Source organism: Methylobacterium sp. NMS14P, assembly GCF_028583545.1.
GTDB lineage: Bacteria > Pseudomonadota > Alphaproteobacteria > Rhizobiales > Beijerinckiaceae > Methylobacterium.
Map to the genome: position 1 here is coordinate 4,128,232 of NZ_CP087106.1, position 23,197 is coordinate 4,151,428.

23 protein-coding genes are annotated in these 23,197 nt (G+C 72.2%); 16 read left to right on the forward strand and 7 right to left on the reverse strand.

The genetic code is table 11. The annotated features are described in order from the left end of the window. The first annotated feature begins 83 nt into the window (after window positions 1–83). From LOK46_RS19545 to LOK46_RS19555, 3 genes are read left to right on the forward strand one after another with little or no spacing between them, the layout of a single operon-like run. Window positions 84–1,619, forward strand: a complete 1,536-nt coding sequence (locus LOK46_RS19545; RefSeq protein ID WP_273559935.1) for an efflux transporter outer membrane subunit — start codon at window positions 84–86, stop codon at window positions 1,617–1,619. A 16-nt stretch (window positions 1,620–1,635) separates the two neighbouring features. After that, a complete protein-coding gene (locus tag LOK46_RS19550; RefSeq protein ID WP_273559937.1) occupies window positions 1,636–2,103 on the forward strand; it encodes a DUF2269 family protein in 468 nt (155 codons plus the stop codon). Next, entirely contained in the window at window positions 2,100–3,428 is a 1,329-nt protein-coding gene (locus LOK46_RS19555; protein WP_273559939.1) for an SDR family oxidoreductase, read from the forward strand. Before LOK46_RS19550 ends, LOK46_RS19555 begins: the two co-directional genes overlap by 4 nt. A 21-nt stretch (window positions 3,429–3,449) precedes the next feature. Here LOK46_RS19555 and LOK46_RS19560 read toward each other — a convergent pair whose 3' ends face one another. The 4 genes from LOK46_RS19560 to LOK46_RS19575 all read right to left on the reverse strand — a co-directional run bounded on the left by LOK46_RS19560 (window position 3,450) and on the right by LOK46_RS19575 (window position 7,627). Further along, window positions 3,450–4,241 carry a flagellar hook basal-body protein gene (locus LOK46_RS19560; protein ID WP_273559941.1) on the reverse strand — a complete coding sequence of 264 codons (792 nt, stop codon included), beginning with the start codon at window positions 4,239–4,241 and terminating at the stop codon, window positions 3,450–3,452. A 136-nt stretch (window positions 4,242–4,377) separates the two neighbouring features. Beyond that, window positions 4,378–4,860 carry a secondary thiamine-phosphate synthase enzyme YjbQ gene (locus tag LOK46_RS19565; protein WP_273559943.1) on the reverse strand — a complete coding sequence of 161 codons (483 nt, stop codon included), beginning with the start codon at window positions 4,858–4,860 and terminating at the stop codon, window positions 4,378–4,380. After that, window positions 4,857–6,575: a cisplatin damage response ATP-dependent DNA ligase gene (locus LOK46_RS19570; protein WP_273559945.1), complete on the reverse strand. Its 1,719-nt coding sequence runs from the start codon at window positions 6,573–6,575 to the stop codon at window positions 4,857–4,859. Before LOK46_RS19570 ends, LOK46_RS19565 begins: the two co-directional genes overlap by 4 nt. Further along, on the reverse strand, window positions 6,572–7,627 hold the full coding sequence (locus tag LOK46_RS19575) for a ligase-associated DNA damage response exonuclease (RefSeq protein WP_273559947.1): 1,056 nt from the start codon (window positions 7,625–7,627) through the stop codon (window positions 6,572–6,574). Before LOK46_RS19575 ends, LOK46_RS19570 begins: the two co-directional genes overlap by 4 nt. A gap of 68 nt (window positions 7,628–7,695) precedes the next feature. Between LOK46_RS19575 and LOK46_RS19580 the strand changes: the two genes are divergently transcribed. Both LOK46_RS19580 and LOK46_RS19585 read left to right on the forward strand, forming a co-directional pair. After that, window positions 7,696–8,643, forward strand: coding sequence for a class I SAM-dependent DNA methyltransferase (locus LOK46_RS19580; RefSeq protein WP_273559949.1), 948 nt, complete (start codon window positions 7,696–7,698; stop codon window positions 8,641–8,643). Between the two features lie 69 nt (window positions 8,644–8,712). Continuing rightward, window positions 8,713–9,507, forward strand: a complete 795-nt coding sequence (locus tag LOK46_RS19585) for a YoaK family protein (RefSeq protein ID WP_273559951.1) — start codon at window positions 8,713–8,715, stop codon at window positions 9,505–9,507. Between the two features lie 23 nt (window positions 9,508–9,530). Here LOK46_RS19585 and arfB read toward each other — a convergent pair whose 3' ends face one another. Together arfB and LOK46_RS19595 are read right to left on the reverse strand one after the other, a co-directional pair. After that, window positions 9,531–9,962 (reverse strand): alternative ribosome rescue aminoacyl-tRNA hydrolase ArfB, encoded by a 432-nt coding sequence (gene arfB / locus LOK46_RS19590; RefSeq protein WP_273559953.1) that lies wholly within the window; start codon window positions 9,960–9,962, stop codon window positions 9,531–9,533. A 204-nt stretch (window positions 9,963–10,166) separates the two neighbouring features. Next, on the reverse strand, window positions 10,167–10,463 hold the full coding sequence (locus LOK46_RS19595; protein ID WP_024829170.1) for a BolA family protein: 297 nt from the start codon (window positions 10,461–10,463) through the stop codon (window positions 10,167–10,169). Window positions 10,464–10,571: 108 nt separating this feature from the next. Between LOK46_RS19595 and LOK46_RS19600 the strand changes: the two genes are divergently transcribed. The 4 genes from LOK46_RS19600 (at window position 10,572) to cobT (ending at window position 14,815) form a co-directional block, all read left to right on the forward strand. Beyond that, the gene (locus LOK46_RS19600; protein ID WP_273559958.1) at window positions 10,572–11,198 is read left to right on the forward strand and encodes a J domain-containing protein; all 627 of its coding nucleotides are present in this window, start codon (window positions 10,572–10,574) and stop codon (window positions 11,196–11,198) included. Between the two features lie 208 nt (window positions 11,199–11,406). After that, window positions 11,407–12,390, forward strand: coding sequence for a cobaltochelatase subunit CobS (gene cobS / locus LOK46_RS19605; RefSeq protein ID WP_273559960.1), 984 nt, complete (start codon window positions 11,407–11,409; stop codon window positions 12,388–12,390). 17 nt (window positions 12,391–12,407) lie between these two features. Continuing rightward, complete coding sequence (locus tag LOK46_RS19610) at window positions 12,408–12,905, forward strand: DUF29 domain-containing protein (RefSeq protein ID WP_273559961.1); 498 nt, start codon at window positions 12,408–12,410, stop codon at window positions 12,903–12,905. A gap of 5 nt (window positions 12,906–12,910) precedes the next feature. Beyond that, on the forward strand, window positions 12,911–14,815 hold the full coding sequence (gene cobT / locus LOK46_RS19615) for a cobaltochelatase subunit CobT (protein ID WP_273559963.1): 1,905 nt from the start codon (window positions 12,911–12,913) through the stop codon (window positions 14,813–14,815). Between the two features lie 358 nt (window positions 14,816–15,173). Here cobT and rpmB read toward each other — a convergent pair whose 3' ends face one another. Continuing rightward, on the reverse strand, window positions 15,174–15,476 hold the full coding sequence (gene rpmB / locus LOK46_RS19620) for a 50S ribosomal protein L28 (protein ID WP_012320636.1): 303 nt from the start codon (window positions 15,474–15,476) through the stop codon (window positions 15,174–15,176). A 379-nt stretch (window positions 15,477–15,855) separates the two neighbouring features. Here rpmB and LOK46_RS19625 point away from each other — a divergent pair, with 379 nt between their 5' ends. The 7 genes from LOK46_RS19625 (at window position 15,856) to LOK46_RS19655 (ending at window position 23,058) form a co-directional block, all read left to right on the forward strand. Beyond that, a complete protein-coding gene (locus LOK46_RS19625; protein ID WP_273559967.1) occupies window positions 15,856–16,785 on the forward strand; it encodes a DUF3108 domain-containing protein in 930 nt (309 codons plus the stop codon). 93 nt (window positions 16,786–16,878) lie between these two features. Further along, window positions 16,879–17,169 (forward strand): DUF1330 domain-containing protein, encoded by a 291-nt coding sequence (locus LOK46_RS19630; RefSeq protein WP_273559969.1) that lies wholly within the window; start codon window positions 16,879–16,881, stop codon window positions 17,167–17,169. Between the two features lie 156 nt (window positions 17,170–17,325). Further along, window positions 17,326–17,634: a hypothetical protein gene (locus LOK46_RS19635; RefSeq protein ID WP_273559970.1), complete on the forward strand. Its 309-nt coding sequence runs from the start codon at window positions 17,326–17,328 to the stop codon at window positions 17,632–17,634. A 101-nt stretch (window positions 17,635–17,735) separates the two neighbouring features. Further along, the gene (locus tag LOK46_RS19640; protein WP_443192901.1) at window positions 17,736–21,074 is read left to right on the forward strand and encodes a helicase-related protein; all 3,339 of its coding nucleotides are present in this window, start codon (window positions 17,736–17,738) and stop codon (window positions 21,072–21,074) included. A gap of 10 nt (window positions 21,075–21,084) precedes the next feature. After that, complete coding sequence (locus LOK46_RS19645; protein WP_273559975.1) at window positions 21,085–21,393, forward strand: RNA-binding S4 domain-containing protein; 309 nt, start codon at window positions 21,085–21,087, stop codon at window positions 21,391–21,393. 217 nt (window positions 21,394–21,610) lie between these two features. Then, the gene (gene fdxA / locus LOK46_RS19650) at window positions 21,611–21,949 is read left to right on the forward strand and encodes a ferredoxin FdxA (RefSeq protein ID WP_273559977.1); all 339 of its coding nucleotides are present in this window, start codon (window positions 21,611–21,613) and stop codon (window positions 21,947–21,949) included. A gap of 503 nt (window positions 21,950–22,452) precedes the next feature. After that, a complete protein-coding gene (locus LOK46_RS19655) occupies window positions 22,453–23,058 on the forward strand; it encodes a CarD family transcriptional regulator (protein WP_273559979.1) in 606 nt (201 codons plus the stop codon). Window positions 23,059–23,197 lie beyond the last annotated feature (139 nt).

Below are 23,197 nucleotides of genomic sequence, written 5' to 3' on the forward strand. Positions count from 1 at the left end.
GCCGCGCGCGCCATCTGGGGACGGTCGGATTGACTTGGCAGCGGGTCGCGCCGCTCTACCGAGGTGAGGCTTTCGGGGGCGGGATGGTGAGCTTTGCGCCGAGACGGTGCGGACGGGCGACCGCGTGGCTGGCGGCCTCCCTCGGCCTGTCGGCCTGCGCGGTCGGCCCGAACTACGTGGCGCCCGAGGCCCCGCCGGTCGGCCGCTACACCAGGGAACCGCTGCAGAACCCCTCCGCGGCCGACAAGATCCGGACCCGGCAGGGCGGCTCGGCCGACCAGAGCTTCGTCTCCGGCGCCGATATCCCGGGCTCGTGGTGGACCCTGTTCCACTCGAAGGCGCTGAACCGCCTCGTCGAGCAGGCGCTCGCCAACAACCCGACGCTGGAGGCGGCGCAGGCCTCCCTGCGGGTGGCGCAGCAGAACGTGCTCGCCCAGAAGGGCACGCTCTACCCGAGCCTGACGGCGACGCCGCAGATCCAGGGGGCGCTGGCGCCCGGCCTCGACCTGCAATCGCCCCTCAACAACCAGACCCAGTATCTCTACAGCCTGTCCACGCCGCAGGCGGTGGTCTCGTACAATCCGGACGTGTTCGGCGGGAACCGCCGGCAGATCGAGTCCCTGGAGGCCACCACCGAGAACCAGCGCTTCCAGCTGGAAGCGGCCTACCTGAGCCTGACCGCCAACGTCGTCGCCGCCGCGATCCAGGAAGCGTCCCTGCGCGCGCAGATCGACGCGACCCGCAAGGTGATCCAGGCGCAGACCGAGGTGCTGCAGCTCTACAACAAGCAGCTGTCGCTGGGTCAGATCGCCGGGGCCGACGTGGTGCAGCAGCAGGCGGCGCTGGCGCTGTCGCAGCAGCTGCTGCCGCCGCTGGAGAAGGCGCTCGCGCAGCAGCGCAACCTGCTGACCGCGCTGGCAGGACGCCTGCCCTCCGACGAGGTCTCGGAGACCTTCGACCTCGCCGCCCTGCGCCTGCCGACCCGGCTCCCGGTGAGCCTGCCCTCGCGGCTCGTGCAGCAGCGCCCCGACGTGAAGGCGGCGGAGGCCCTGGTGCAGCAGGCGAGCGCCAATGTCGGCGTGGCGTTGGCGAACCGCCTGCCGCAGTTCAGCCTGACCGCCACGGGCGGCTCCAGCGCCACGCGGATCGCGCAGGTGACCAGTCCCGGTGCGGCGTTCTTCACGATCATCGGGCAGGCGACGGCGCCGATCTTCGATGCCGGCACCCTGTTCCGGCGCCAGCGCGCCGCCGAGGAAACGCTGACGGAGGCGCAGGCGCAGTACAAGGCGACCGTGATCACCGCCTTCCAGAACGTCGCCGACGCCCTGCGGGCGCTCCAGGCCGACGCGAAGGCCGTGGCCGCCGCCGACGCCGCGGTGAGCGCCACGAACCAGAGCCTCGCGCTGATCCGCAAGCAGTACACCGCCGGGGCGATCACCTCCTCGCAGGTGCTGATCGCCCAGCAGGGCTATCTCTCGGCGCTGGTGACCTCGGCGGCGGCGCGCGCCACCCAGTACGCCGACACCGCCGCCCTGTTCGTGGCCCTGGGCGGCGGCTGGTGGAACCGCGCCGACGTGGCGCCGCCCCCGCCCGAGAAGGACTTGCTGAAGATCCTGTGACGGGGTCGCCGGCGCCGTGAGCTACCTCGTCCTGAAGTTCGCCCACATCCTCGGGGCCGCGGTGATCCTGGGGACGGGAACCGGGATCGCCTTCTTCATGCTGATGGCCCACCTGAGCCGCGACGCCGCCTTCGTGGCCCGCACCGCCGGGACGGTGGTCCTGGCCGACGCGCTGTTCACCGCGACGGCGGTGATCGCGCAGCCGATCACGGGCTTCCTCCTGGCCCGCGCGGCGGGGTATCCCCTCTGGGAAGGCTGGGTCGGCGCCTCCCTGCTCCTCTACGCCGTCACCGGCCTGTTCTGGCTGCCGGTTGTCTGGATGCAGGCGCGGATGCGCGACCTCGCCGCCGAGGCGGCCCGGGCCGGAACCGCGCTGCCCGCCGCCTATGACCGGCTCTTCCGCCTGTGGTTCGCCTGCGGGATCCCGGGCTTCGGCGCGGTCGTGCTGATCGTCTGGCTCATGGTCGCGAAGCCGAACCTGTGACCGCCACCGCGCCCACCGTCGCGATCTTCGGAGCCTCCGGCCTGATCGGCCAGGCGGTCGCGCGCCACCTCGTCCGCGCCGGGATCCCGGTCGTCCCGGTGGCGCGCCGGTTCACCGCGGGACAGCGGCAGGATCTCGGGCCGGCGGCGGTCGAGGTGCCGATCCTGGACCTCGATCCGGCCCGGCTCCGGTCGCTGCTCGACGCGCACCGCGTCGACATCGTGGTGAACTGCGTCGGCGTCCTTCAGGGCGGCCGGCACGGCGGCACCGCGGCGGCGCATCAGGGCTTCGTCGGGCGCCTGCTGGCGGCGCTCGCCGGCCGGGCGGCCCCCAGCCTGCTCGTGCACCTCTCCATCCCCGGCCATCCCGAGGCGGACACCACCCGGTTCAGCCAGTCGAAGCGCGCCGCCGACCGCCTGATCGCCGAGGCCGCGGTGCCGTTCGCGATCCTGCGGCCGGGCTTCGTGATCGCTCCCGCGGCCTACGGCGGGAGCGCCCTGCTGCGGGCCCTCGCCGCGCTGCCGTTCGGTTTGCCGGCGCGCGAGGCCGGCAGTCCCTTCGCGACGACGGCGGTCGCGGATATCGGCGAGACCGTCGCGCGCCTCGCCCGCCGCTGGCGGGCGGGCGAGCGGGACTGGCGCGTCGTGTGGGACGTGATGGAGCGCCAGCCGGCCGATGTCGGGCAGGTCGTCGAGGCGTTCCGGCGCTGGATCGGCGGCCCGGCGCCGCGTTTCCGGCTCCCGTCCTGGCTGATGCGCCTCGGCGCGCTGGCCGGCGACGCCGCGGCGCCGCTCGGGTGGCGGCCGCCGATCCGCAGCACGGCCCTGTGGGAGATGCGCCGCGGGGTCACCGGCGATCCGGCGCCCTGGGCGGCCGCCCTGGGCCTCGAGCCCACCTCCTGCGCGGCGGCGCTGGCCGGCCTCGCGCCGGGCGTCCAGGAGCGCTGGTTCGGCCGCCTGTACCTGCTGAAGCCCCTGGTCGTCGGAGGCCTCGCGGCGTTCTGGATCGTGTCCGGGCTCGTCAGCCTGATCCCGGGCTTCGCGGCTGCGTCGGCGATCCTGACGGCGCACGGGTTCCCGGAGGCGGCCGCCCGGGCGGCAACCGTCGTCACGAGCCTCGCCGACATCGCCGTCGGCCTCGCCGTCGCGGTCCGGTCGACCTGTCGCCGCGGGCTTCTCGCCGGGATCGCGCTGACGCTGGCCTACATGGGGGCCGCCGGCCTCGTGGCGCCGGAGCTGTGGCTCGACCCCCTCGGCCCCCTGATCAAGCCGTGGCCGGTCATGATCCTGATGCTGGTCGCCCTGGCGATCCTGGACGACCGCTAGGGGCCGCCCCGCGGCGGCGCGTCAGGTGTACATCGCGATGGCGTCCTGGAGCATCTGGTCGGTGGTGCTCATGACCTTGGTGTTGGCCGTGTAGGCCTGCTGGGTCTCGATCATCTTCGAGAACTGATCCGAGATCCCGGCATTCGACTGCTCCACCGAGCCGGCCGTGATGGTCGCGCCGTTGAGGCCGTAGCTCGGCGTCCCGGACTGGCCGGTGGCCACGTAGGTGCCGCCGTCGAGCGAGGCGAGGTTGTCCTGAATGCCGAACTGCGCCAGCTGCAGCGTGCCGAGGGCCAGGGTGCTGCCGTCCGCGGCCGTGCCCGTGAGGGTGCCGGCCGGCGAGACCGCGAGGCTCGCGAGGGTGCTCGCCCCGGTCGGAACCTGGACGGGGGTGGTCGCCGAGGGGCCGGCGAACAGGTAGTAGCCCGCGCCGTTGGAGAGGTAGCCGGTGGCGTCCGGCGCGAAGTCGCCGCGCCGCGTGTATCCGGTATCGCCGCCGAAGGCCGGGCTGTCCGGCGTCCCGGTGTTCTTCTTGACGATGAAGTAGCCGTTGCCCGAGATCGCGAGGTTGGTCGACACGCCGGTCGACTGCATCGTGCCCTGGATGTTTAGGCTGTTGCGCGTGCTCGGCAGCACGCCTCCGGCCAGCTGCGTGCTGTCGCCGGTCTCGGCCAGCATGTCGGCGAACCGCGTCTCGGTGGACTTGAAGCCCACCGTCTGGGTGTTGGCGATGTTCCCCGAGATGTTGTTCAGGGCCAGCGACTGCGCCGAGGCGCCGGATATCGAGTTCGAGAGCGCGGTGAAAAGGCCCATCGGGGTCTCCGTTCGCCGGAGCGGCACGGTCCCCGATCCGACGGTGTCCGATAAGAGCCCGCTATGGTTAACCGACGGTGTGTGACCGCGTGTTGCTGAGGCGTCCCGCGCCGCTCGCGCCGAGCCGGCGGACCGGTCACGACCCGAGGACGCTCAGCACGATCTCCCGCCGGTGCGGCCGGTCGCGGTGCTCGATCAGGTAGATCCCCTGCCACGTGCCGAGCGCCATTGCCCCGCCGACCAGCGGGATGGTCAGGGCCGAATCGGTGACCAGGGTGCGGATATGGGCCGGCATGTCGTCGGGCCCCTCGGCGCCGTGGACGTAGCCGGCATGCCGCGGCGCGAATCCGTCCAGCGCGGTCATCAGGTCGGTCTGGACGTCCGGGTCGGCATTCTCCTGGATGGTCAGCGAGGCCGAGGTGTGCCGGCAGAACACCGTGACGAGCCCGTCCCGGACGCCGCTGCCGCGCACGAACTCGGCCACCGCCGCGGTGAAGTCCGTGAACCCCGGTCCCGGGGTCGCGACGGTGAGGCGGCCGCTGGCGTGGCGCTCCACCGGACCGGAGGCCAGCGCCTCGACCGGCCCGATCCTGCCCTCCCGCCCGTGTCCCTGCCTCATGCGGACTTCTCCATCAGCGTCGCGCCCGGCGCGATCTCGCGCTCGCCCCGGGCGAGGATCCGTTCGAGCACGTCGATCCGGTCGGCCTCCGCGGGCGGCTTGTCCCAGCGGATGCGGCTGACCCGGGGGAAGCGCATGGCCACCCCCGACTTGTGCCGGGTCGAGCGCTGCACGCCCTCGAAGGCGATCTCGAGGACGAGCCCGGCCTCGCGGCCGTGGGCGACCTCGCGCACCGGGCCGAAGCGCTTGGTGGTGTTGTTGCGGACGTAGCGGTCGAGCTTGGCGAGCTCGGCGTCGGTGAAGCCGTGATAGGCCTTGCCCACCGGCACCAGCTCGTCGCCGCCCTCGGGCGCCTCCCGCCAGACCCCGAACGTGTAGTCCGAGTAGAAGGACGAGCGCTTCCCGTGCCCGCGCTGGGCATACATCATCACGGCGTCGACGATGTGCGGCTCGCGCTTCCACTTCCACCACGGCCCCTTGGGGCGTCCCGGCAGGTAGGGGCTGTTGAGGCGCTTGAGCATCACGCCCTCGATGGCGTCGGCATCCGCGCCGGCACCCACCGAGGCCGGATCCGCCCGGGCGGCCGCCAGGGCCTCCCAGTCCGCGAAGGGCACGAGCGGCGAGATGTCGATCCGCGCGTGGTCGAGGCGCGTGACCAGCGCCTCCAGCTTCCGCCGCCGGTCCGCGAAGGGCTCTCCGCGCAGGTCGTCGCCCTCCAGGGTGAGGAGGTCGTAGGCCCGCACGTGGGCCGGGAACTCCTCCAGGAGCTTGCCCGTCACGGCCTTCCGGTTCAGGCGCTGCTGCAGCACGTTGAAGCTCTGGACCCGCCGCTCGCGGAGGATCAGCAGCTCGCCGTCGAGGGCGCCCGCGAAGGTGATGGCCTCGGCGAGGTCCGGGAACGCCCCGGTGATGTCCTCGCCGGTGCGGGAATAGACCTTCCCGACCTGCTGGCCGGCCCGGTCGAGACCGCCGACGAGCTGGACGCGGATGCCGTCCCACTTCCACTCGGCCGAGAAGGCCTCGGCCTCCAGCTTCTCGAGGTCGGCCTCCTCCTCGATCGGGTGGGACAGCATCGGCGGCCGGAACGGCGCGGGGTTCAGGGTCTTTGGCCGCTCGGCCCGGCCCTCGACCCAGGCGAACAGGGTCTCGAAGGGCGGGGTCAGCCCGTGCCAGACCTCCTCGACGGCGTCGGCGTCGTGACCGCCCAGCGCGCCGACCGCCGTCTTGGCGAGCCGCGCCGACACGCCGACCCGCAGGTTGCCGGTGACGAGCTTCAGGAGCGCCCAGCGCCCGGTCTCGTCGAGGGCGTCGAGCCAGTCCGCGAGATGGCGGGGCAGCTCGCGCTTGGGGATGGTCGCGAGGGTCTCCACGACCTCGGCCAGGGTCGGGACGTGCGGCGGCGGGTTGTTGTGGCCGAGACCCGGTTCCCGCGGCGCCTCCGCCGGTCCCGGCCAGATCAGCGCCGTCGTCTCCGCGAGGTCGCCCACGTAATTGTGCGAGAGCCGGAACAGCACCGGGTCGATCCGCTCCTCCACCAGCCCGCGGATCAGCGCCGGCTTGGCCTCGCGGAAGCTCAGCGTGCCGGTCATGGCGCCCAGCGCGTAGCCGCGCTCGGGATCGGGCGTGCGCGCGAAGTAGTCCTGGAGCATCCGGAGCTTGGCGTTGCGGCGCGGCTCGTAGGCGAGGCGGTCGAGGAGATGGGCGAACGCGTTCACGCGGCCACCTCCGCCTCGGAGCTCGCCTCCGAGGTCCCCTCGACCTCGCCGTCATCGCCGTAGCCGAGCAGGTGGAGCGGTTTCGCCCGGATGCCCTGCGTCCCGCACCAGTGGACCAGCGCGTCCTCCTGCCCGTGCGTCACCCAGACCTCCCCGGCACCGGTGTCGCGGATGGTGCGGCACAGGTCCGGCCAGTCGGAATGGTCGGAGATCACCAGCGGCAGCTCGACGCCCTTCTGGCGGGCGCGGGCGCGCACCCGCATCCAGCCCGAGGCGAAGCAGGTCACCGGGTCGGGGAATTTGCGGGACCACAGGTCCTGGATCGACGAGGGCGGGCAGAGCACGATCGCCCCGTGCAGGTCCTTGCGCTCGGCGGCCACGACCTTGGGCGTGTCGCCCAGCGGCACGCCCTCCTCCTTGTACAGCGTCGTCAGCTTCTCCATGGCGCCGTGCAGGTGGATCGGGCGGTCCCAGCCCTCCTCGCGCAGGAGCGCCATCACCCGCTGCGCCTTGCCCAGCGCGTAGGCCCCCACGATGTGGGCGCGCTCCGGGAACAGCTTCACCGATTCGAGGAGCTTGCGGACCTCGCCCCGCGTGTCGGGGTGGGTGAAGACCGGCAGGCCGAACGTCGCCTCGGTGATGAACACGTCGCAGGGCACGACCTCGAAGGGCAGGCAGGTCGGGTCCGGCGCGCGCTTGTAGTCGCCCGAGACCACGACCCGGACGCCGTCCCGCTCGATGGCGATCTGCGCCGAGCCGAGCACGTGGCCGGCCGGGGCGAAGCGGACGGTGACGTCGCCGACGCGGAGCGCCGCACCGAGCTGCGCCTCCTGCCGCTGGCGGCAGAACTCCGCGCCGTAGCGCACCGCCATGATCCGCAGGGTCTCGGGCGTCGCCAGCACCTGGCCGTGGCCCGCGCGGGCGTGGTCGGCGTGCCCGTGGGTGATCAGGGCGCGCTCCACTGGCCATGTCGGATCGACGTGGAAGCGCCCGAGGGGGCAGTAGAGACCCTCGCGGGTCAGGGTGAGGAGATCGCTGGCGCGTGTCGGCATCGGGTCCGTGCTGCCGGTGGAGTCCGCCGGTGGCCCCGGTATATAGGCGCCCCCGACCCGGCAGACGCATGGCCTCGCAGCTCAGTTCCGGTGACCTCCTCGCCGATCGCCGCTACCGCTACGCCGAGGCCTGCCTCGCCGACGGCGACCACGTGGGCGCCGCCGACCTCGCCGAGCAGGTCCTGGAACGCGCCCCGCGCTACGCGCCGGCCTGGCTCCTGCTGGGCCGGGCGCGCGCCGGTCTGGCCGCCGCCGGCACCGATCCGGCCCTGCGCGACGCGGCGGCGCGGGCCTATGCCCGCGCCCTCGCAATCGATCCCGAGGACAGGCTGGGCGTGCGCACGCATCTCGCCCGCCTGGGCGGCGGCGACACCCTCCCGGTCCTGTCGCCGGCCTATGTCCGCGCCCTGTTCGACGGCTACGCGCCGCGCTTCGAGCGCCACCTCGTGGACGGCCTCGGCTATGTCGGCCCGCAGCTCGTCCGCGACGCCCTGCCGCGCGTTCCGGAGCGCTTCGCGGTCGGTCTCGATCTCGGCTGCGGCACGGGGCTGATGGGCGAGGTCGTGCGCGACCGGGTCGACCATCTCACCGGGATCGACCTCTCCCCCGGGATGCTGGCGGTGGCGCGGGCCAAGACGGCGCAGGGCCGGCCGCTCTACGAGCGCCTCGTCGAGGGCGACGTGGCCGCCGCCCTGGCCGACCTGCCGGAGGCCTCGGCCGACCTCTGCCTCGCCGCGGACGTCCTGATCTACGTCGCGGATCTCGCGTCGTTCCTGACCGGCGTGGGGCGGGTCCTGCGGCCGGGCGGGCTCGGCGCCGTCACGGTGCAATCCCACGACGGCCCCGGCTCCGTCCTGGGCGAGGACGGCCGCTACGCCCACGCGGATGCCCATATCGCGGCGACGGCCGCCGCGTCCGGACTGGAGCCGCTGACGACGAGCCCCGCGGAAGTCCGGCGCGAGGGTGGGCGGCCGGTGCCGGGGCGCGTCGTTGTGTTGCGGCGCACATCGGCATGAAACCGCTCCGCTATTCGTCCATTGTCAGTCGACCGCGACTAGGCGCGGCGGCTCGATCGGGGGATCAGCATGGCGGAATACGGAAGTCGGACAGGCGGTGCAGCACCGGAGCGGAAACCTGAGCCTCCAGCCGACAAGTCGTTTCCCGCCGATCCGCGGACCCGAATTCCCTTCGCGATAGCCCTGGCGGCGCTCGCGGGCTGCGCCGACTCCATCGGCTTCCTGGAATTCTCGCAGCTCTTCATGTCGTTCATGTCGGGCAACACCACCCGCTTCGGCGTCGCGGTGGCCAACGCCGACTGGGAGAACGTCAGCCGCGTCGCCAGCACCATCTGCATGTTCTGCTTCGGCGCCTTCCTGGGGACGCTGATCGCCGCCTGGGTCGGGCGCTGGCGCCTCGCCGTGCTGCTGACGCTCCAGGCCCTGCTGCTCGCGGGCGGCCTGCTGATGCCCTGGGGCACCTTCGCCTACCCGCTGCACGCCTATCCGATCGTCCTGGCCCTGGGCCTCCAGAACGCGACGCTGCAGGACGAGGGCGGCCGCTCCCTGGCGCTCACCTACGTCACCGGCGCCGTGGTGCGTTTCGGCACGGGCTGCGCCAACCTGCTGCTCGGCACGGTGGCGCCCTCCTTCTGGATCCAGGCGCCGCTCTGGGCCGGGCTGAGCACCGGCGCGGTCGTGGGCGGCCTGCTCGACATGCGCTACGGCGAATCGGCCTTCCTGTTCCCGGCGGCTCTGGCCGCCATCCTGGCCCTGATCGCGATCGCCCTCACCGTCGCCAAGCCGGGCAGCACCCTGGTGGCGGGTTCCTCGCCCGCGCCGGACGCGAACCCGAAGGCCGAGGTCATCGACGCGATCCACTGAAACCCGGCCGGGGCAGTGCGGGGTCAGCCGTCGGAATCCCGGACGCTGCCCCGGCCCTGCTTGATCGTGGAGCGGCTCTTCTTCGCGCCGATCCGCCGCTCCTGCGAGCCCCGGGTGGGCTTCGTGGGCCGGCGGATCGGTGGCGGCGGCTTGGCCGCCTCCGCCACGAGATCGACCAGCCGCTGCAGCACGTCGGCCCGGTTGCGCTCCTGCGTCCGGTGCCGTTGCCCGGCGAGGACGAGGACGCCGTCTTTGGTCATCCGCCGCCCGGCGAGCCGCACGAGATTGGCCTTCACCCGCTCGTCGATGGCGGGCGACGCCAGCGCCGCCCAGCGGAGCTGGACCGCGGTCTCGACCTTGTTGACGTTCTGTCCGCCGGCGCCCGAGGCGCGCATGAAGGACAGCGCGATCTCGTCCTCGTCGATGGCGATGCGCGGCGTCACCCGCAGGAGCATGGCGGCCTCCCCGGCAGCGGGCAGACGGCGCGCGGGCGGATGCGGATCGGCGGGTCCATCACCATATCTGTCCTGTGCTTCCCGCCTCGCACACCGCGCACCGTCGGAGCGATCCCCGACATCGCCCCGACCGGATCGCGTCGCGCGCGAGGTACGGCGATGCCCCGCGAATCCGGGCCGCGCCGCCGATCGCCGCGCGTCGGCTCAGGCCGCCTCGGCCGGCGTCCGGGCGCGGAGCGCCAGGGCGTGCAGGCCCCGCTTGAACGCGTCGTCGAGCAGCGCGTTCACCAAGCGGTGCCGCTCGACGCGGCTCTTGCCCTCGAAGGCCGACGCGACGATGTCGAGCCGGTAATGGGTCTCGCCCCCCGGCCGTGCTCCGGCATGGCCGGCATGCAGATGCGACTCGTCGATCACGTCGAGCCGCGCCGGCGCGAGCTGCTCCCGCAGCCGCGCCTCCATCCAGTCCCGCAGGGTGCCCCCCGCGCCCGCACCGTCCGCCATCGTGCCCTCGCGTCGTGTTCGTGGGCGCCGTCAAGCCCGATCCCGCGCATGCGTCATCAGGCCCGGTGCCCTTGTGTCTCAGGTCCGCCCCCTCATAATCGGCCCGTCATGGATCTCAACTCGCGCCTGTTCGACAGCATCCGGATCAAACCGTCCTGCGACGAGCCGAAGCCCGCGGCCGAGGCCGGCTGCGAGAGTCCGGGCTGCACCCATCCGGGCCTGTACCGGGCGCCGAAGGGGCGGAAGGCGGAGGGCCAGTATTGGCGCTTCTGCATCGACCATGTCCGCGCCTACAACGCCACCTACAACTACTTCGACGGCATGAACGACGCCGCCGTGCAGGCCTACCAGAAGGACGCGATCATCGGTCATCGCCCGACCTGGGCGATGGGCGTGAACCGGACCGGCGAGGCCAAGCCGGCGGACGAGCCGGTTCGCGACTGGGCCTACGTCGACCCGCTCGGCATCCTGCGCGGCGAGGGCGTCGGCGACGCGCGCCGGCGCGCCCGCCAGCCCGAGGAGCCGCGCAAGCCCAAACACTCGGCCACGGTGCGCCGCGCGCTCGACGTGATGGGCCTCGAGGAGGGCGCGGACTCGGCCGCCATCAAGGCGCAGTACAAGGTGCTGGTGAAGCGCTTCCACCCCGACGCCAACGGCGGCGACCGGTCGTTCGAGGAGCGCCTGCGCGACATCATCCGCGCCCACGACGTGCTCCGCGCGGCCGGTCTCTGCTGAGCGGCACGAACGATGCACGCCGGCTCGCATCCAGGATAGGGCAAACCGCGCGGGGCGACCCTATATGGGATCCATGCCGGTCGGTGGCGCGCGAGCGCGCCGCCGTCTAAGGATGGCTCCGCCCCGCCGCGGAGGCCCGGCTCGACGTTCTTCCGCGCGGATGCTTCACTGTTTGGGAGTGGAGCGCCCGCGCCTCACGAGGTTCCGAATGCTCTCTGACGCCACGCCCGCCGCGCTGCCCGACCGCACCGTCTCCGTCCGCGATGTCTTCGGCATCGACCTCGATCTCAAGGTCCCGGCCTATGCCGAGCCCGAGGAGCACGTGCCGGATCTCGATCCCGACTACATCTTCGACCGGGAGACGACGCTCGCGATCCTGGCCGGCTTCGCCCGCAACCGCCGCGTGATGGTCACCGGCTATCACGGCACCGGCAAGTCGACCCATATCGAGCAGGTCGCCGCCCGGCTGAACTGGCCGTGCATCCGGATCAACCTCGACAGCCACGTCTCGCGCATCGACCTCGTCGGCAAGGACGCCATCGTCCTGCAGGACGGCAAGCAGGTCACCGCCTTCCAGGACGGCATCCTGCCCTGGGCGCTGCAGAACAACGTGGCGCTCGTGTTCGACGAGTACGATGCCGGCCGCCCGGACGTGATGTTCGTGATCCAGCGCGTGCTGGAGCTGTCGGGCCGGCTGACGCTCCTCGACCAGAAGCGCGTGATCCGCCCGCACCCGGCCTTCCGGCTGTTCGCCACCGCCAACACGGTGGGCCTCGGCGACACGTCGGGCCTCTATCACGGCACCCAGCAGATCAACCAGGGCCAGATGGACCGCTGGTCGATCGTCACGACGCTCAACTACCTGCCACACGACCGCGAGGTCGACATCGTGCTCTCGAAGGCGACCCATTACCGGGGCGACCAGGGCCGCGACATCGTCAACCGGATGGTGCGCGTCGCGGACCTCACCCGCAACGCCTTCATGAACGGTGACCTCTCCACCGTCATGAGCCCGCGCACGGTAATCACCTGGGCCGAGAACGCCGACATCTTCAAGGATATCGGCTTCGCCTTCCGGGTGACCTTCCTCAACAAGTGCGACGAGCTGGAGCGGACGCTGGTGGCCGAGTTCTACCAGCGCGCCTTCGGCAAGGAGCTGCCCGAGAGCGCGGTGAACGTCGCGCTGAGCTGACCTGCATGGAGGAGCCCGTGGCGCGTCCGGCCGAGACCGCTGTGATGGACGTGGACGCCCCGTCCGCGGCCATCCGCACGCGCTACGAGGATGACCTCCATAGCTGGGCGCGGGAGCAAGTCGCCCTGCTCCGCGCGCGCCGGTTCGACGAGATCGACGTCGAGCGCGTCGCGGAGGAGCTGGAGGACGTGTCGAGGCGCGAATTCTCCAAGCTCTACAGCTGTCTGCGCGTCCTCCTGATGCACATGCTGAAGTGGGATCAGCAGCCCGAGCACCGCACGCCGAGCTGGATCTACTCGATCCGCGAGCAACGCCGCCGGCTCGACCGCCTGCTGACCGAGAGCCCGAGCCTCAAGGCGCGCCTCGAGGAGGCTGTGACACAGGCTTACCCGGACGCGCGCGACTGGGCCGCCGACGAGACCCATCTGATGCCGGACGAGTTTCCGTCTGCCTGTCCCTACAGCTGGGATGAGATCCGGGCTCGCCCCTTCGATCTCGATTCCGCGAAGAAGTAGCCCGCATGTCCATCTCCAACCGCAAGCCCGGCGAGCGCCGCGAACCCGTGGCCGAGCCCCTGAAGCGCTCGGTGGCCGGGTGCCTGCGCGCCATCGCCCGGCGCTCCGAGGTCGAGGTCACCTACGCGACCGACCGGCCGGCGCTGACCGGCGACAAGGCCCGCCTCCCCGAGCCGCCGCGCAAGCTCTCGGCGCAGGACGTCGCGGTGCTGCGCGGCAACGCCGACGCCATGGCCCTGCGCCTCGGCTGCCACGACGTGGCCGTCCACCGCCGCCTCGCCCCCGAGAACGCCGCCGCCCGGGCGGTCTACGACGCGGTCGAGCAGGCCCGGGTCGAGGCGATCGGCTCGCGCCGGATGGCGGGCGTCGCCAGCAACATCTCGGCGATGCTGGAGGACCGCTACCACCGTGGCGGCAAGTACGAGACCATCACCGACCGGGCCGACGCCCCGATGGAGGACGCCGTCGCCCTGATGGTGCGCGAGCGGCTGACCGGTCAGAAGCCGCCCGAGGCCGCCGCCAAGATCGTCGAGCTGTGGCGCGAGCACATCGAGGCCAAGGCCGGCCCGAACCTCGACGGGCTGCTCGGCTCGATCGAGGATCAGCGCAAGTTCGCCCGCTCGGTGCGCGACCTCCTCACCTCCCTCGACATGTCGGACGAGACGCCGTTCGACGCGGAGGACGACGAGAACGACGACGAGAACGACGCTCAGGACGACGAGCAGAACCCCAGCGAGGGCGATTCGGAGGAGAAGAGCCAGGGCGAGCGCGCCGAGATCGAGACCTCCGAGGAGGCCTCCGACGAAATCGAGGAGGGCGCCCAGGAATCCGCCGACGCGCCGTCGGGCGAGTTGCCGGAAGAGGCTGAGGACGCGGAGTCGGAGGAAGCCTCGGAGGCGTCGCGCCCGCCGCAGCGGCAGGGCAACGAGGCGCGCGGGCCCGAGTACCGGGTGTTCAATCCGCGGTTCGACGAGGTCATCCACGCCGAGGAGCTGTGCGACGCCGACGAGCTGTCGCGCCTGCGCTCCTACCTCGACAAGCAGCTCTCGCACCTGCAGGGGGTGGTCGGCCGGCTCGCCAACCGGCTGCAGCGCCGCCTTCTCGCCCAGCAGAACCGCGCCTGGGAGTTCGACCTGGAGGAGGGTCAGCTCGACCCGGCGCGGCTGGTGCGCGTGGTCATCGACCCCTACCAGCCGCTCTCCTTCAAGCAGGAGAAGGATACCAACTTCCGCGACACGGTCGTCACGCTGCTCCTCGACAATTCGGGCTCGATGCGCGGCCGGCCGATCACCGTGGCGGCAACCTGCGCCGACATCCTGGCGCGGACGCTGGAGCGCTGCGGCGTGAAGGTGGAGATCCTGGGCTTCACGACCCGCGCCTGGAAGGGCGGTCAGAGCCGGGAGGCGTGGCTCGCCGCCGGCAAGCCGCCGAATCCCGGCCGCCTGAACGACCTGCGCCACATCGTCTACAAGTCGGCCGACGCGCCCTGGCGGCGCGCGCGGAAGAACCTCGGGCTGATGATGCGCGAGGGGCTGCTCAAGGAGAATATCGACGGCGAGGCCCTGGACTGGGCGCACAAGCGCCTGCTCGGGCGTCCGGAACAGCGCAAGATCCTGATGGTGATCTCCGACGGCGCGCCGGTGGACGATTCGACCCTGTCGGTGAATGCCGGCAACTACCTCGAGCGGCACCTGCGCTGGATGATCGAGGAGATCGAGACGCGCTCGCCCGTGGAGCTGCTCGCCATCGGCATCGGCCACGACGTGACCCGGTACTACCGCCGCGCCGTGACGATCATCGACGCCGAGGAGCTCGGCGGAGCGATGACCGAGAAGCTGGCCGAGCTGTTCGAGGAGGACGGCGCGGCGCCGACGGGCCGGATGCTGCGCGCCGCGGGCGGGCGGCGGTAATCAGGTCCCGCGCTGCCGCGCGCAATAGACGATCCGCGTCGAGGAAGCTGGCAAATTCGGACCAAACTTCGGCACCGTTCTCGTTCGCAACTCGAACGGTGAAGCCCCCTCCGTCATCACGAGCGCAGCGAAGTGACCTAGGGCAGCGCGGGGCTTGTCAACGTGGCGCCGCCTGGATTGCTTCGCTACGCTCGCAAAGACGGCGCAGGGGCATCGGCCGGACATTGACAGCAGCCTGCGGCCGAGCTCTGGATTGCTTGGAGTGGCATGCCAGCCGTGAACAAGCGGAAACCGCCGCGGCCCCTGGGGCCACGGCGGTTCGAACCGTCCGATGAAGGATGGCTTGAAGCCCGACGACTCAGGCCGCGGCGGCCGGGGTCTCGGCGAGCTTCTTGTGGATCTCGCGCTTCAGGAGGCGTGCGGTCTGCGACAGGTCGCCCTCGCCGGCCTTGATCAGGAAGGCGTCGAGCCCGCCGCGGTGCTCCACCGAGCGCAGGGCGTGCGCGGTGACCCGCAGGCGGACGCGCTTGCCCAGCGCGTCGGACTGGAGGGTGACGTTGCACAGGTTCGGCAGGAACCGGCACTTGGTCTTGCGGTTCGAGTGGCTCACGAGGTGGCCGACCTGAACGGCCTTGCCGGTGAGTTCGCAGCGGCGCGCCATGATAAAAAACGATCCCGTCTCGTTCCGCCCGGTGAGGACCCGATCGCGGCCGGCGCGATCATCGTCGCAGCGGGCGGCGCCCAGTGCGTGTTCCAGGTCCAGCGGAGTCCTGTTGAAGGCGCGAGCCTATAGGCGACGAAGGCGCGGTGCGTCAAGGTGCCGACGGGCACCCGGCGTCGCGCCGGCCGCCCAACGGTCTGTTAACCACGATGCCGGGATATAGCCTTCTTCCACCTGCAGGAAGGCGCCTCTCCTCGCTCCGTGCGTCGCAGAGGATGCCGGCGAGCGGGTGTGTTCGAGAGGGCGCGTTCGAGCGAGTGTCTTGGCCCGCCCGCCCTGGGATGCGATCCGGATCATGAGCGCCACGCCAGTCCGTCGAATGACCAAGACGTTGACCAAGACGTTGACGAGGCACGCTGCCGGGCGCCTCGCGGGCAGCCTCCTCGCGGTCGCGGCCCTCGCGACCCCGACGGATGCCGGCGCGCGGGCGTCGCGGGCTAAGCGGGCCACGCCCGCCGCCGCGACCGTGGCGGTCGATTACGGCATCAACCTCGCCGGCCTCCCGATCGGCACGGCGCGCCTCGCCGGCTCCTTCGACCGCGACCGCTACATGATGGACGTGTCGGCCGTTCTGACCGGCCTCGTCGGCGCGATCACCGGCGGCAAGGGCTCCGCCCGGGCCTCCGGAAGCTTCTCGGCCGCGCCGCAGCCCGGCGCCTTCGCCATCGCGACCCAGACGGCGAGTTCCGGCATCGCGGTGCGCATGGCCCTGGCGCGCGGCAACGTCGTCCAGGCCGAGATCACGCCGCCGCTCGTCGACATGCAGGACCGCGTGCCGGTGACGCCGGCCAACAAGCGCGGCATCATCGACCCGGTGAGCGCGCTGCTGATGCCGACCCAGGGGCGCGGCGAGCCCCTCGACCCGGAGAATTGCAACCGGACCCTGCCGGTCTTCGACGGCGCCACCCGCTTCAACGTGGTGCTGAGCTACGCCGAGACCCGCCCGGTGCAGAAGCCCGGCTATGCCGGCCACGTCCTGGTCTGCAACGCCCGCTACCAGGCGGTCGCCGGCCACCGCCCGGACCGGCCGGGGGTGAAGTTCATGGAGGAGAATCGCGAGATGTCGGTCTGGCTCGCCCCCGTCGAGGGGACGCGCGTCCTGATCCCGCTCCGCATCTCGGTGCTCACCACGATCGGCACCAACATCATCGAGGCCACGCGCTGGAGCCAGAGCGGCACGCCGACGACCACCGGCACGGCCGGAGCCGCCGGCAGCAGCATCGCGCAGGCGAGCCTGTCCGGGCAGTAGCGGCGCCGCAGAGCGCGGCGCAGGGGCCGTTTGACCGGCGGCCGGTTTCCCGGCACCCGGGCGCGGCGCGGCAGCCGCGCGGGGAGGTCAGCAGTGCCCAAGGGCTACATCATCGTCCGGATGACGGTCACCGACCCGGACACCTACAAGGACTACGCCGCCATGGCGTCCGAGGCGATGCGCAAGTACGGCTGCACGCCGCTGGTGCGCGGCGGCCGCTGCGAGGCGCTGGAGGGTGAGGGCCGTCCGCGCAACGTCGTGCTGGAATTCGAGTCCTACGAGGCGGCGCGCACCTACTACTTCTCGCCCGAGTACCAGGCCGCCGTGGCCAAGCGCCGGCCCGCGGGCATCGGCGAGGTGGTGCTCGTCGAGGGCGTCGACTGAGCGCCGTACCGGTTGCGGCCGGACTCGACGCGGCCCTCGCGGTCCGCGCGTGCTGCGAAATGACCCAGGGAGGCGCCGGGCCGGCGGGAACCCTCGCGGCGGGGCCGCGGCCGCGCGGGTGGAGGGAATCTTCACGTTCCCGGCGATAATGCCCGGATGCGCTCGCCTGCCCTCCGAATCGCCCTCGCCCTGGCCGCGCTCGCGGGGCCGGCCGCCGCACAGCCCCTGACCGTCGGTTCCGCCGATCCGGGCTGCGGCGGTGACGCCTTCTCGTCGGCCGCGGTCGTCGAGAACAGGCCGCCCCGCCGCGGCCCCCTCGTCGCGACCCCCGACACGCTCTGCGCCGACCTGGCGCCGCAGCCGGGCACGCCGACGACGCAGATCGACATCTACCCGATGATCACGCCGCAGGTTGGACCTGGCGGCGGCGGCATCCCATATGGGGGAGGACCGTACCGGCCCTAGCGTCCCTGACGCGGCCGGCCGGTCGAACCCGCCTCCCCGCCCGCGCCGCGACGGCGCCGCGACGGCCTTCCCGCTCGAAGGAACCGCCGACCATCGACGCGCTGCTCCGCCCCACGCCCAGCCGCTCGCTGTCCCGCGAGGCCCGCGCCCGCGGCGTCACCGCGGTCCTCGGGCCGACCAACACCGGCAAGACGCATCTCGCCATCGAGCGGATGCTCGCCCACCCGACCGGCATGATCGGGCTGCCCCTGCGGCTGCTCGCCCGCGAGGTTTACCTGCGCGTCGTCGCGAAGGTCGGCCCCGAGAAGGTCGCCCTCGTCACCGGCGAGGAGAAGATCAAGCCGGACCGGCCGCGCTACTGGATCTGCACCATCGAGGCGATGCCGCGGGACCTCGACGTGGCCTTCGTGGCCATCGACGAGATCCAGCTCGCCGCCGACATGGACCGCGGCCACGTCTTCACCGACCGCCTGCTCTACGTCCGCGGCCGGGAGGAGACCCTGCTGATCGGCTCCTCGACCATGCTGCCGCTGGTCCAGGACCTGATCCCCAACGTCCACACCACGACCCGGCCGCGGCTCTCGCAGCTCACCTTCGCGGGGGAGAAACGGCTCTCGCGCCTGCCCCGGCGCACCGCCATCGTGGCGTTCTCGGCCGAGGAGGTCTACGCGATCGCCGAGCTGATCCGCCGCCAGCGCGGGGGCGCCGCGGTGGTGCTCGGCGCCCTGTCGCCGCGGACCCGCAACGCCCAGGTCGAGATGTACCAGGCGGGGGACGTCGACTACCTCGTGGCCACCGACGCGGTCGGGATGGGCCTCAACCTCGACGTCGATCATGTCGCGTTCGCGGCCAACTGGAAGTACGACGGCACCCGCTTCCGCAAGCTCACCCCCGCCGAGATGGGCCAGATCGCCGGCCGGGCCGGGCGCCACCTCGCGGACGGCACCTTCGGCTCCACCGGGCGTTGCCCGCCCTTCGAGGCCGAGCTGGTGGAGCGGCTGGAGAGCCACGACTTCGATCCCCTGCGCATCCTGCAGTGGCGCAACCCGGATCTGCGCTTCGGCAGCCTGGAGGGCCTGCAGGCGAGCCTCGACGAGCACCCGCGCGAATCGGGCCTGACCCGCGCCCCGATGGGCGAGGATCAGCAGGCCCTCGAGATCCTCATGAAGGAGGACGACATCCGCGACATGGCGCGCAGCGCCGCCACCGTGCGCCGCCTCTGGGACGTCTGCGGCGTGCCGGATTACCGCAAGGTCCACCCGCAGGTGCACGCCGACCTGGTCGCCCAGCTCTACCGGTTCCTCATGAAGGGCATGGCGGGCCGGATCCCCGACACGTGGTTCGCCGAGCAGGTCGCGATGATCGACCGGACCGACGGCGACATCGACACGCTGTCCCGCCGGATCGCCCAGGGACGCACCTGGACGTTCGTGGCGAACCGTCCCGACTGGCTGCGCGACCCAGAACATTGGCAGGGCGAGACGCGTCGGGTAGAGGACAGGCTGTCCGACGCCCTGCACGAACGCCTCGCGAGCCGCTTCGTCGACCGGCGCACAAGCGTCCTGATGCGGCGCCTGAGAGAGAACACGATGCTCGAAGCCCAGATCACCGCCGACGGTGACGTCACCGTCGAGGGTCAGCATGTCGGCCACCTTCACGGATTCCTGTTCGTTCCCGATGCCAGCGCCGAGGGGCACGAGGCCAAGACCCTGAGGAGCGCCGCCGAGAAGGCGCTCGCCGGGGAGATCGAGGCGCGGGCCGAGCGATTCGCCGCCACCGCCGATTCGACCCTCGTGCTCTCGCACGACGGCACGATCCGCTGGACCGGCGCGCCCGTCGCCAAGCTCACCCCCGGCGAGAAGCTGTTCGCCCCGCAGATCCGTCTGCTGGCGGACGACAGCCTGACCGGCGCGCATCGCGAGAAGGTCGAGGCCCGCCTCGACGCGTGGCTGAAGGCCTACATCGTGCGGCTGCTCGGGCCGCTGATGGAGATCGAGACCGCGGCCGACCTCACCGGCCTCGCCAAGGGGATCGGCTACCAGGTGGTCGAGGCGCTCGGCGTCCTGGAGCGGTCGAAGGTGGCGCAGGAGATGCGCAGCCTCGACCAGGACGGCCGCGGGGCGCTGCGCCGCCACGGCGTTCGCTTCGGCGCCTACCACATCTTCCTGCCGGCCCTGCTGAAGCCGGCGCCCCGCACGCTCGCGGCCCAGCTCTGGGCCCTGCGCAACGGCGGCCTCGACCAGCGCGGCCTCGACGAGATCGCGCATCTCGCCGGCTCAGGCCGCACCTCGATCAAGGTCGACCGCGAGATCGCCAAGGGGCTCTACCGCGCCGCCGGCTTCCGGGTCAGCGGCGAGCGGGCCGTGCGCGTCGACATCCTGGAGCGGCTCGCCGACCTGATCCGCCCGGCGATCGCCTACCGGCCCGGGACCACCCCGGGCGCACCGCCGGACGGCACCGCCGACGGCGACGCCTTCGTGGCCACCGTCGGCATGACCTCGCTGGTCGGCTGCTCGGGCGAGGATTTCGCCTCGATCCTGAAGTCGCTCGGCTACAATTCCGAGGCGCGCCCCGGCCCGGCCATCACGGTGCCGCTCGTCCCCGCCGCCGCCACAGCGCCTGCGGCACCGGCCGCCGCCGCCGAGGCGTCCTCCGAGGAGGCCGTCGCCGCGCAGGCGGACGCCGCCGAGCCGGTCGGTGACGAGGCCCCGGCCGCCGAGGACGGGACCGCGACGGACGGCGAGACCGCCGCCGACACCGCGCCCGCGGCAGAGGAGGCCTCGGCCGCCCACACCGAGGCGGCGCCCGCCGAGGGCGAGGCTCCGGAGGACGCGGCCTCCGCGCCCGCCGAGGAGGCTGCCGCAGCACCCGCGACCGAGACACCCGCGACCGAGCTGCCGCACGCCGAGGCGGAGCCGCCGGCCGAGGATGTGGCCGAGCCCGTCGCCGCCGAGGAGGCCGCGCCCGACACCGCCGCCGAGGCGGAGCCCGCCGGGGTCGACGCGGCCGAGACCGCCGGTGCCGAGGGCGAGGCTGCCGCCGAGATTCCGCAGATCGAGGTCTGGCGCCTGCAGCGCCACCAGCGTCCGGCCCACCAGCGCCCGCAGAACCGCCCCCGCGGGGCGGGCCGGGGCCGCGACGGCGGTCAGCAGGGCCAGCATGCGGGACAGGGTCGGCCCGAGGGCGGCCGACCAGAGCAGCGCCGGGCCGAGGGCGACGGCCCGCGCCCCGGCCGGGACCGCGGCCCGCGCCGCGACCGGTTCGAGGGCGGGCGGCCGGAGCGCCGCGACGACCAGCGCAGCGCGGAGCAGCGCCATTCCGGTCCGCGGCCCGACCAGCGGCCGCCGCGGCGCGAGCGGGCGCCCGACCCGGACTCGCCCTTCGCCAAGCTCGCGGCCCTGAAGGCGCAGCTCGAGGCCGGCGACGGCGGGAAGCGCTGATCCGCGGCGGATGCGCGAGGACCGGCAGCGCCTCGACAAGTGGTTGTGGTTCGCGCGCTTCGCGCGGACCCGGTCGCTCGCGGCGCGGCTGGCCTCGGACGGCTTCGTGCGGGTGAACGGGAGCCGGGCCGAGAACCCCGCGAAGGCCATCGGCGTCGGCGACGTGGTGACGGTGGCCGCGCCGCACGCGACCCTGGCGGTGCGGGTGCTCGGTCTCGGCCTGCGCCGCGGCCCGGCGCCGGAGGCGCGGCTGCTCTACGACGACCTGTCCGGCGGCACCCTGTCGGTCGAGGCCGGGCCTGACGAGTCCTCCGAGTGATGAGGCCGCGCCACAGCGGCCGCGCGAGCGACCCGACGCGAACCCCTGCGGCGCCCGCACGCTTGTCAGCCCGGGAGGCAGCGTCTAGAGCCGTGGGCCTCCGAGGCCCGGCTCCGTGCCGGGTCTCACCGGCGTTCCCCTCGCAGCACCCTCCGGGCGCGCGGGCCGTCTCCAGGCTCCGCCCGGGCCAAGTCGAGTTTTAGGACGAAGACATCCGATGACCTACGTCGTCACCGACAATTGCATCAAGTGCAAGTACACGGACTGCGTCGAGGTCTGTCCGGTGGACTGCTTCTACGAAGGCGAGAACATGCTCGTCATCCATCCGGACGAGTGCATCGATTGCGGTGTCTGCGAGCCGGAATGCCCCGCCGAGGCGATCAAGCCCGACACCGAGTCGAATCTCGACACGTGGCTGAAGCTGAACGCCGACTACGCCAAGAGCTGGCCGAACATCACGCAGAAGAAGGAAGCCCCGGCCGACGCCAAGGAGTGGGACGGCAAGACGGGGAAGCTCGAGGCGCATTTCTCGGCCAACCCCGGCTCGGGGGACTGAGCGTGCGCCAGCCCCGCAGGTTCTGACGCCGGCCCGCGGCCCGCTTTCCAGATTGCGGGAAGATCTGCCGAGCCGGCCCCGCCGCTGAACCTCGGGGTGGGGCTGCGTCATGCGAAGCCCTGATACGCGGCCAGGTCATTCCTGTCCCGCTGCACCAGTGTAAAACTCTTTGGCGCCGCGCTTGGTCCGCGCGTGCGTCTTCAGGGATGCTTTGATCTGCGCGCCGGATTGTGGTAGACAATCCGCCTGCCGTCGCTCGCGCCTGACGTGCTCCCTCCGTCTGAAACGCCTTCGAATTTCGTGGGTTAGGGGTAGTACGCGCTCGACCGCCGAAGGTGACTTCGGCGGACGGGCCAGGCGTCTGCACGGTCGCGCCGGGGAACGTCCGGACTCGCGCGCTCGGCGCCGGGTTCGGGAGCGGCGAGGCAGACCGGGTGTCCCGCCCGGAAGAACACGGTTTCGCGCGGCGCCGAACGCTGCGCGCCAGTGGAGGCCCTTCTCGCATGACCACAGCCAAGAAGACGACGACCACAGGCCGGCAGGGCTTCAAGACCGGCGAGGCTGTCGTGTATCCGGCCCACGGCGTCGGTCGCATCACCGCGATCGAGGAGCAGGAGATCGCCGGCTACAAGCTTGAGCTGTTCGTCGTATCGTTCGAGAAGGACAAGATGGTCCTGCGCGTCCCCACCGCGAAGGCCAACAGCGTCGGCATGCGCAAGCTCGCCGAGCCGGAGCTGGTGAAGAAGGCCCTCGACCTGCTGACCGGCCGCGCCCGGATCAAGCGCACCATGTGGTCGCGCCGTGCGCAGGAGTACGAGGCCAAGATCAACTCGGGCGACCTGCTCGCCGTCACCGAGGTCGTGCGCGACCTCTTCCGGTCCGAGGCCCAGCCGGAGCAGTCCTACTCCGAGCGCCAGCTCTACGAGGCCGCGCTGGACCGGATCGTGCGCGAGATCTCGTCGGTGAACCGCATCACCGAGACCGAGGCCCTGAAGCTGATCGAGCAGAGCCTCGCCAAGTCGCCCCGCCGGGCGAAGAGCGAGGCGGAGCCGGAGGCCGAGGCCGACGGGGACAGCGAGGGCGACGACATCCAGGAGGAGGCCGCCTGAGGCACCTCCAACCCCGGACGACATCGAACCCGGCCCTGGGGGCCGGGTTTTTTTGTGCCTCGGGCGGGCCGGACGACGCGCCAAACGCGGTCGTTTCGGGACGTCCGGGCTGGACGACGCGCGGGCGGATCCCATCTGA

Coding starts and splice junctions, on each gene's coding strand:
- LOK46_RS19595 (WP_024829170.1), bottom strand. CDS start 10,463: ATGGCGGACGGTGCGGGCGCGGGGGGCACCCTGCGGGACTGGATGGAG.
- LOK46_RS19645 (WP_273559975.1), top strand. CDS start 21,085: ATGCGCGAGGACCGGCAGCGCCTCGACAAGTGGTTGTGGTTCGCGCGC.
- LOK46_RS19560 (WP_273559941.1), bottom strand. CDS start 4,241: ATGGGCCTTTTCACCGCGCTCTCGAACTCGATATCCGGCGCCTCGGCG.
- LOK46_RS19565 (WP_273559943.1), bottom strand. CDS start 4,860: ATGAGGCAGGGACACGGGCGGGAGGGCAGGATCGGGCCGGTCGAGGCG.
- LOK46_RS19575 (WP_273559947.1), bottom strand. CDS start 7,627: ATGCCGACACGCGCCAGCGATCTCCTCACCCTGACCCGCGAGGGTCTC.
- LOK46_RS19585 (WP_273559951.1), top strand. CDS start 8,713: ATGGCGGAATACGGAAGTCGGACAGGCGGTGCAGCACCGGAGCGGAAA.
- LOK46_RS19545 (WP_273559935.1), top strand. CDS start 84: ATGGTGAGCTTTGCGCCGAGACGGTGCGGACGGGCGACCGCGTGGCTG.
- LOK46_RS19625 (WP_273559967.1), top strand. CDS start 15,856: ATGACCAAGACGTTGACCAAGACGTTGACGAGGCACGCTGCCGGGCGC.
- LOK46_RS19580 (WP_273559949.1), top strand. CDS start 7,696: ATGGCCTCGCAGCTCAGTTCCGGTGACCTCCTCGCCGATCGCCGCTAC.
- LOK46_RS19600 (WP_273559958.1), top strand. CDS start 10,572: ATGGATCTCAACTCGCGCCTGTTCGACAGCATCCGGATCAAACCGTCC.
- cobS (WP_273559960.1), top strand. CDS start 11,407: ATGCTCTCTGACGCCACGCCCGCCGCGCTGCCCGACCGCACCGTCTCC.
- LOK46_RS19655 (WP_273559979.1), top strand. CDS start 22,453: ATGACCACAGCCAAGAAGACGACGACCACAGGCCGGCAGGGCTTCAAG.
- fdxA (WP_273559977.1), top strand. CDS start 21,611: ATGACCTACGTCGTCACCGACAATTGCATCAAGTGCAAGTACACGGAC.
- rpmB (WP_012320636.1), bottom strand. CDS start 15,476: ATGGCGCGCCGCTGCGAACTCACCGGCAAGGCCGTTCAGGTCGGCCAC.
- LOK46_RS19635 (WP_273559970.1), top strand. CDS start 17,326: ATGCGCTCGCCTGCCCTCCGAATCGCCCTCGCCCTGGCCGCGCTCGCG.
- arfB (WP_273559953.1), bottom strand. CDS start 9,962: ATGCTCCTGCGGGTGACGCCGCGCATCGCCATCGACGAGGACGAGATC.
- cobT (WP_273559963.1), top strand. CDS start 12,911: ATGTCCATCTCCAACCGCAAGCCCGGCGAGCGCCGCGAACCCGTGGCC.